The organism is Paenibacillus ihuae (assembly GCF_001368795.1).
In the GTDB taxonomy this organism is placed as follows: Bacteria; Bacillota; Bacilli; order Paenibacillales; family Paenibacillaceae; genus Paenibacillus_AQ; species Paenibacillus_AQ ihuae.
In genome coordinates this window covers 1,014,402-1,021,219 of record NZ_LN831198.1, presented here as the reverse complement: position 1 = coordinate 1,021,219, position 6,818 = coordinate 1,014,402, and the positions used below count along the sequence as shown (strand labels likewise).

10 protein-coding genes are annotated in these 6,818 nt (G+C 53.6%); all 10 read right to left on the bottom strand.

Annotated features, from left to right (window positions below):
- A partial coding sequence (locus tag AQR02_RS33550) for a class I SAM-dependent DNA methyltransferase (RefSeq protein WP_425339995.1) occupies positions 1-228 on the bottom strand: 228 nt, incomplete at its 3' end.
- A 15-nt stretch (positions 229-243) separates the two neighbouring features.
- Entirely contained in the window at positions 244-1,158 is a 915-nt protein-coding gene (locus tag AQR02_RS04530) for a CvfB family protein (protein WP_054939565.1), read from the bottom strand.
- Complete coding sequence (gene rsfS, locus AQR02_RS04525) at positions 1,155-1,502, bottom strand: ribosome silencing factor (protein WP_054939564.1); 348 nt, start codon at positions 1,500-1,502, stop codon at positions 1,155-1,157. Before rsfS ends, AQR02_RS04530 begins: the two co-directional genes overlap by 4 nt.
- The gene (yqeK, locus tag AQR02_RS04520; protein WP_054939563.1) at positions 1,499-2,077 is read right to left on the bottom strand and encodes a bis(5'-nucleosyl)-tetraphosphatase (symmetrical) YqeK; all 579 of its coding nucleotides are present in this window, start codon (positions 2,075-2,077) and stop codon (positions 1,499-1,501) included. The genes rsfS and yqeK overlap by 4 nt, the downstream gene beginning before the upstream one ends.
- Positions 2,049-2,651, bottom strand: a complete 603-nt coding sequence (locus tag AQR02_RS04515) for a nicotinate-nucleotide adenylyltransferase (protein ID WP_054939562.1) — start codon at positions 2,649-2,651, stop codon at positions 2,049-2,051. The genes yqeK and AQR02_RS04515 overlap by 29 nt, the downstream gene beginning before the upstream one ends.
- 34 nt (positions 2,652-2,685) lie before the next feature.
- Complete coding sequence (yhbY, locus tag AQR02_RS04510; RefSeq protein WP_036697934.1) at positions 2,686-2,979, bottom strand: ribosome assembly RNA-binding protein YhbY; 294 nt, start codon at positions 2,977-2,979, stop codon at positions 2,686-2,688.
- Positions 2,980-3,025: 46 nt separating this feature from the next.
- Entirely contained in the window at positions 3,026-3,898 is an 873-nt protein-coding gene (aroE, locus tag AQR02_RS04505; RefSeq protein WP_054939561.1) for a shikimate dehydrogenase, read from the bottom strand.
- A 37-nt stretch (positions 3,899-3,935) separates the two neighbouring features.
- A complete protein-coding gene (gene yqeH / locus AQR02_RS04500) occupies positions 3,936-5,063 on the bottom strand; it encodes a ribosome biogenesis GTPase YqeH (protein ID WP_054939560.1) in 1,128 nt (375 codons plus the stop codon).
- Positions 5,060-5,587, bottom strand: a complete 528-nt coding sequence (locus AQR02_RS04495; protein ID WP_054941987.1) for a YqeG family HAD IIIA-type phosphatase — start codon at positions 5,585-5,587, stop codon at positions 5,060-5,062. Before AQR02_RS04495 ends, yqeH begins: the two co-directional genes overlap by 4 nt.
- 80 nt (positions 5,588-5,667) lie before the next feature.
- The coding region (locus AQR02_RS33545; protein ID WP_245237116.1) for a DUF4129 domain-containing transglutaminase family protein at positions 5,668-6,818 on the bottom strand (1,151 nt) is incomplete at its 5' end.

Genomic DNA, 6,818 nt, shown 5'->3' with positions numbered 1-6,818 from the left:
CTGCTGCGCCACGGAGAGCATGTCCGAAGATAAATCAATGCCGGTCATGTGATATCCTGCCGCAGCAAGCGGAATGGTGATGCTGCCCGTACCGCAGCCAAGCTCGGCCACGGTCCGGGGTTTGCCGTACTTGCCCCATGCAGTTTCCGCAAAGGTCAGCCAATCCGGATACGGCATGTCCGCCATCAGCTCGTCGTATACATAAGCAAATTTCCCATAGGAAGACACAACGTACACCGCTTTCTATTCCTGATTCTGTTCCGGACCCTTCTCTTCTTCAGCCCCTGCAAGATAGGTCCAGTTCTCCTTCTGGGTGATGAGACCTTCCTTCATCAGCTTGCCCATGGCCCGTTTGAATGCGGACTTGCTGATGCCAAAGCGCTGCTTGATAATATCCGGCGGCGTAGCATCCGAATAAGGCATCGCCCCGCCCGGGCGCGAATGCAGGAACTCCAGCAATGCTGCGGAATCCACATCCCGTCCAACTTCCTTGCGGTGGGTCATCGCCAGATTGACACGGCCATCCTCGCGGATATGCGAGACACGTGCTTCAAATTGTTCACCTAGCCGCAGCAGACGGCTGCGTTCGGAGGAATGAACCATTCCGATGATCCCGAATCCCAGCACGCCGCCGTCCACGAGGACAAATGTACCCATTTGAAGCGGCTTGTATACTCTGGCTGTAACGGTTTGCCCCATCCATGAGGACGGCGCCGGCAGAGCCAGCGGAGCAAGCTCCTGCTCTCCGGCCAGCTTGGCGCGCAGACGTCCCTGCTTATCATGCTCCATCAGTACAAATACCTTGTCACCGATCTGCGGGCGAAGCTCCACCAGTTCAGGCAGCTCCCGGATCGGCAGCAGCAGCTGGCGGCCGAGTCCCATTTCCAGAAAACAGCCCAGACGCGGATGAATATCCGCCACTTCCAGAAGGGCCATCTCACCCAAGGTGAGAAAAGGCTTCTTCATAGTGGCGGCAAGACGGTCCTCGGTATCAAAAAAGATAAATACCTCCACTTTGTCGCCTTGCTTCGGCTTGCTGCCTACCAGCTCTGTATAATGCAGCATGACATCCTGGTCACCTGCGCCCAGAAAGTAACCGTAAGGAGAGACTTCCCGCAATACTTCAAGCGTTACTGTAGTACCTGCAATCAGGCTCATACCGTCTCCACAACCTTGGCGTCAGACCAGAGACGCTCGATGTTGTAATATTCACGCTCGTCGCGGTGGAACACATGCACGACAACATCCCCGAGATCCATCAGAACCCAGCGGGCTGCATCCATGCCTTCAATCCCGCGGATCAACCCGCCGGCTTCATGAACCACTTTGCGCACTTCGGTAGCAATCGCCTGTACCTGGGTATCTGAATTACCATGACAGATGATGAAATAATCACTAATCGGTGAAACATTGCGCAAATCCAATGCCACAACATTCATCGCTTTTTTGTCTTCAACGGCTTTAAGGGCCAATTCCAGCAGCTTGCTTGATTGTACACTCATATTTTATCCTCCAGTATTCTTACTAAGTCGTTACGCGCCAGCATCGTAAGCGGAAATACAATCCGGCGCTTCTGCAGCAGCAGGCTGATAGTGGAATCAAACCCGGCGACCAGCGCTTCTTCTAGGCTTACCTTAGACAGCCTGCGGATTTCGTCTACACCCGGAAAATCCCGTCCGGGCTCGATGTAATCCGCCAGGCAGACGACCTTCTCCAGCAGGCTCATTCCTTCGCGGCCGGAAGTATGGTAACGGATTGCCCCCAGAATTTCCGGGTCCGTAATTCCGTACTCCTGCTGCGCAACAAATACCCCTACTTCAGCATGCCATAGCTGCTTGTCATATTGAAGCAGCTCGGCAGACAGCCCGTTCTGTTCAATGATCTCCTTCATTCTCTCCACCGGCCAATATTTGGCTACATCATGCAGAATAGCTGCCGTTTCCGCCTGAACGGGATCGGATCCATAATGCTTGGCCAGCTTGACCGACGTTTCCATTACCCCCAGCGTATGCTGCCAGCGTTTGTCCGGCATCTGGGCAGAGACTGCCTCAATCAGCGCTTCGCGGCTGTAGGCCATACAATCCACTCCTCTGCACATATTGATATACCTGCTCAGGCACCATATAGCGGATTGAGCGGCCGCTTGCCGCGCGTGACCTGAGCATCGTGGATGAGATATCCACCAGCGGCATGTCTGCGAGTACAACCTTCTCGGCGATGAAGCCGGGCAGTGCCGCCAGATCAAGTGGTGTTCCAGGGCGTCCTACACCGATGAAGGTTAATGCGCCCACCAGCTCTTCAATCCCGTGCCATTTGGGCAAGTATTCCACCATATCCGCGCCAACGATGAAATAGAACTCATGCTGGGGATAGGCTTCCTTCAGGCTGTGTACTGTCTCAATGGTATAAGATACACCGCCCCGGACGATTTCCCAGTCCAGAATGCGGAACGCCTCATGTCCTTCTACCGCGCTCTGTACCATCGCCAGCCGGTCCGCCCCCGAAGCCCCGGCCTCATGTTTATGCGGAGGGATATGCGAGGGCATGAACCAGACCTCGTCCAGTGAATACGTATCCCTTGCGGCTTCTGCCGCCATCATGTGACCTATGTGAAGAGGATCAAAGGTTCCTCCCATAATTCCAACTTTCAAGAGGTTTACCTCCTCTTATTCTCCAAGTAAAAGTCTAACGCGGAAGCTCAATGGTTTTGTTGTCGCGTGATTCCTTATAGAGCACGATGGTTTTACCGATCACCTGTACCAGCTCGGAACCGGACTGCTCTGCCAGGGCAGCACCGATCTCCTTCGGATCGTCTGCATTGTTGTTAAGCACACTGATTTTCATCAGCTCGCGCTTTTCAATCGCTTCTTCAATATGACGGATCAGATGGTCGTTTACGCCGCCTTTGCCGACTTGAAATACAGCATCAAGATGATGCGCCAAAGAGCGGAGATAACGTTTTTGTTTTCCAGTTAACATAAATGAACAAACCCCTTAATTAACAAATATTATTACCCTAAACTTGTCATTCCATTTCGTCTTCACTGCCGCCAAAACATTCTATAATCGTCCGCCGCATAATCTCAGTAGGAGCCGCCTGCCCTGTCCAATACTCAAACGCATAGGCGCCCTGGTATATGAACATACCGAGACCTCCGTGTATGGTGCAGCCTGCACGCAGGCCCTCCTCCAGCAGCCGGGTACGCAGCGGGTTGTAGATCAGATCACTGACTACGAGCCCCCCGTGCAATAGTCCGGGGTCGATAGGCAGCTCGCCGGGGTAAGGAAACATGCCGACAGATGTGGTATTGATGACAATATCCGCTTCCGGAATTATACCGGCAACCCCAGCCATAGCCGTGCCTGTTACTTTGCCTGTACCCTGCCATGCTGCCGCCAGCTCCTGCGCTTTGTCCGCAGTCCGATTGGCGATAACGATCGAGGCCGGGTTCTCCTGAAGCAAAGCGCTGACAATGCCTCTTGCTGCACCTCCGGCTCCAAGGATCAGGATACGGGTGCCGGACAGCTCCGGCACAGCTTCCGCCTTCAGTGAGCGCACATATCCGATACCGTCGGTATTATAACCGGTCAGGACACCATTATCATTGACAATAGTATTAACTGCGCCTCCGGCAAGCGCGCTCTCATCCAGCTTGTCCAGATACTCCATGACTGCAACTTTATGCGGAATCGTCACATTGACTCCACGGAAGCCGAGCGTACGGATCGCCTGCACAGCTTCGCCAAGCTGACCGCTGTTGATATGCAGCGGCACATAGGCGCCCGGTATACCCAGCGCTTTCAGTGCTGCTGTGTGCATCACCGGTGATTTCGACTGGGCGATCGGATCGCCCATGACGCCAAGCAGCATGTCCATGTTTCTGTGATTGCCGTTCATAGGCACCGATCCTCCTAAAAAAATCGTTAGCTTACAGTTAAATCAAGGAAGGGCGGGTCAGCACCTTAACTCCCCGCGGAACATGAACGGCCACTACTGCGCCTTCGGTTCCATTGACCTTGATCCAGCCGAGGCCGGAGATGAACAGATCCGTCTGGCTGCCGCGGCCGATCCGGAATTCATGGCGCTGCCATTGCGGAAGCTTATCCATGTCTGCCGCCACCGGTGGTGTCAGCAGCTCGCCGCGGTGGTCCTCATACAGGGAATCCGCGCGCTCGAGCTTCGTACGATGAATCTTTAGGGTCGTGCTGATGTAGCAGGTGAAGGATTGCCGCGGACCCTGAATGAAGTCAAAGCGTCCCAGTCCGCCGAAGAACAGCGTCTGCCCTTCATTAAGCTGATAAACAGCAGGCTTGAGCGGATTCTCCGGCATCACTGCGCCAAGATCACGCCGCTCCACGAGCTCGCTGTAACGCCAAGGATATACAATTCCCGGCGTATCAATAATATAGTGGCCGTCATCCAGCGGGATTTTGACCGTATCCAGCGTTGTGCCGGGATAACGTGAAGTCGTCAGCTCTTGCTCCAGATCACTGTAATCGGAGATCAGGCGGTTGATCAGCGTTGACTTGCCCACATTCGTGGCACCAACTACGTAGATGTCCCGTTGTCCGCGCAGCTCACTAACCGTCTCCAGGAGGCGTTCGAAGCCCTGATTGCGCTTGGCGCTGACAAGTACAATTTCGGCTGTCCGCAGACCATGCTCCTTACAGCGCTGCTGCATCCAGTTACGCAGCTTGTTCCAGTTCGTTACCTTCGGCAGCAGGTCACATTTGTTCACTGCAAGGATAACCGGATTGTTGCCTACGAACCGCTGCAGGCCGGAAATCAGGCTGCCCTCAAAATCAAACAGATCCACGATATGGATCACAAGCGCATTCTTCTCGCCTATTCCGCTAAGCAGGTGAAGAAATTCATCCTGATCGACGGATACGGAAGAAGCTTCATTATAGTTCTTAATCCGGAAACAGCGCTGGCAAATGACCGGTTCCCGTTCAAAGGCAACCTCCGGGATATAGCCTGGAAGCTCCTTGTTCCCGGTCTGCAGCGTAATCCCGCAGCCGCTGCATTTGGCAGGGCGCTGAGTTTCATTCAGTTGATTCATTGGGGTTTATCCTCCTCGTGCCACAATCCTTGCTTGCGAAGCCGTGTCAGTGCAATTTGCTCAACCCGGCGGTTAATTCTTGTTCCAATCCCTTCGTCTTTAACGGAGATTGGCAATACCAATACAGTGTACAGGCCCAGCCGGTTTCCGCCGTATACATCCGTAAGCATCTGATCGCCGACTACGATCGTCTGTTCCGGCGTAAGCTCCATCAGCTTCATCGCCTTAAGGAACGGTGTATTGCTCGGTTTGCGGGCCTGATGAACAAATTCAATATTCAGCGGCGTTGCAAAGCGTGACACCCGGTCCATGTTGTTGTTCGATACAATGATCAGCTTGAAGCCAAGCTCTTTCACCTTCGCGAACCACAGCAGCAGCTCCGGAGTAGCCAGAGGAGCTTTGGCGCCGACCAGCGTATTATCCAGATCCGTAATGATGCCCCGGTATCCCTTCTGGTACAGCTCTTCCAGCCCAATATCAAATACCGTATTCACCCGGAGTTTCGGAACTAACCTTTCAAACAATACGTTCACCTCGATTTCATACAAAAAACTATAACATACTCTTTGCGCTTCGCAAATGAACCTGCTGAGCCGCTTAGGGTTTATCTGCGTGTTCTAAGGCTTCGCTGAAGCCGCAAAGCTTCAGTATACACGCTGCGCCAGTCTTTGTCTTCTATAACATCCGGGCTGTATTTCGCCTGCTCGAACAACCGGAGCAGTGAAGAGAGGCTGCCTGCAGCTTCCGGAGTCTCACGGCTCCAGCGGCCGACTGCCTCGCGCAGGGTTTCATGCTCTTCTTTCAGCATGCCCTTTCTGCGTAAATACCTTACCCAGCGCTCTGTTTCAACTATAACTTTTTGCACCGGTGACAACGGCTGGCCGTTACGCAGCCGCTGAATCAGGAAGCGCAGGCTCATCCGGTGCTGCCAGAGTTGATAGCCTGCCCAGAGCAGCAGTATTGCTGCAGCTGCTGTAACACTCCAAACTCCGAGGTGCAGGTTTCCAACCGAGGAGTTCTTGCCGGCTGCCGGTTGCTCCGGCTTGGCCTTTTCCTCTTCCGGCTGCTCTGGCTCCTCAGTGACCGGCTCTTCGCTCTGAGTCAGCAGCGGGACGGTGAAACCAGGTGTTGCTTCCACCGGAACCCAGCCATAGTCTCCAAAATACACCTCCGCCCACGAGTGGGCATCGGCATTGGTGATGGTATAATTATTGTTGACAATGCCCTGCTGCGCCAGATTATCAGGCAGCTCTGCCTGCTCACCCGGGGCATAACCTTTTACCCAGCGGGCCGGGATATCAAGCGAACGGGCCATCGTTACAAGCGCTGTCGAATAATAATCGCAATACCCCTCCATAATCTCAAACAGGAAGCTATCCACCATATCCTTGCTCTTTTTACGAGAGAGATCCGGATGATTGGTATACGGGAAATTCACCTGCAGATGTTGCTGCAGCAGGGCTACTTTTTCATAAGGAGTCTGTGCGCTTTGGGTGATGTTCTCTGCCAAATCACTGACCCGTTTAGGAAAATTATCCGGCAGCTGAAGATATCTCGTAATATCCTGGTTTGTGTACAGCTGATCATAGGTTTGCTTACTCAGCTCCCGGATTGAAACAACGGGAATCTCCGAGGTCAGTACATAGGTTTGCGGATAGGCCAGATCTTCAGTGGACCCCCAGAGCATCTCGCTGTCCACACTCCGCCAGAACAGGCCGTTACCAGCCTCTTCACCGTCGACCGAATCCACTTTGG

What these genes read in the sequence shown, in the direction of transcription:
- AQR02_RS04530 (WP_054939565.1), bottom strand. Translation starts at nt 1,158, where the DNA reads ATGAGCCTGATTGCAGGTACTACAGTAACGCTTGAAGTATTGCGGGAA.
- rsfS (WP_054939564.1), bottom strand. Translation starts at nt 1,502, where the DNA reads ATGAGTGTACAATCAAGCAAGCTGCTGGAATTGGCCCTTAAAGCCGTT.
- yqeK (WP_054939563.1), bottom strand. Translation starts at nt 2,077, where the DNA reads ATGGCCTACAGCCGCGAAGCGCTGATTGAGGCAGTCTCTGCCCAGATG.
- yhbY (WP_036697934.1), bottom strand. Translation starts at nt 2,979, where the DNA reads ATGTTAACTGGAAAACAAAAACGTTATCTCCGCTCTTTGGCGCATCAT.
- aroE (WP_054939561.1), bottom strand. Translation starts at nt 3,898, where the DNA reads ATGAACGGCAATCACAGAAACATGGACATGCTGCTTGGCGTCATGGGC.
- yqeH (WP_054939560.1), bottom strand. Translation starts at nt 5,063, where the DNA reads ATGAATCAACTGAATGAAACTCAGCGCCCTGCCAAATGCAGCGGCTGC.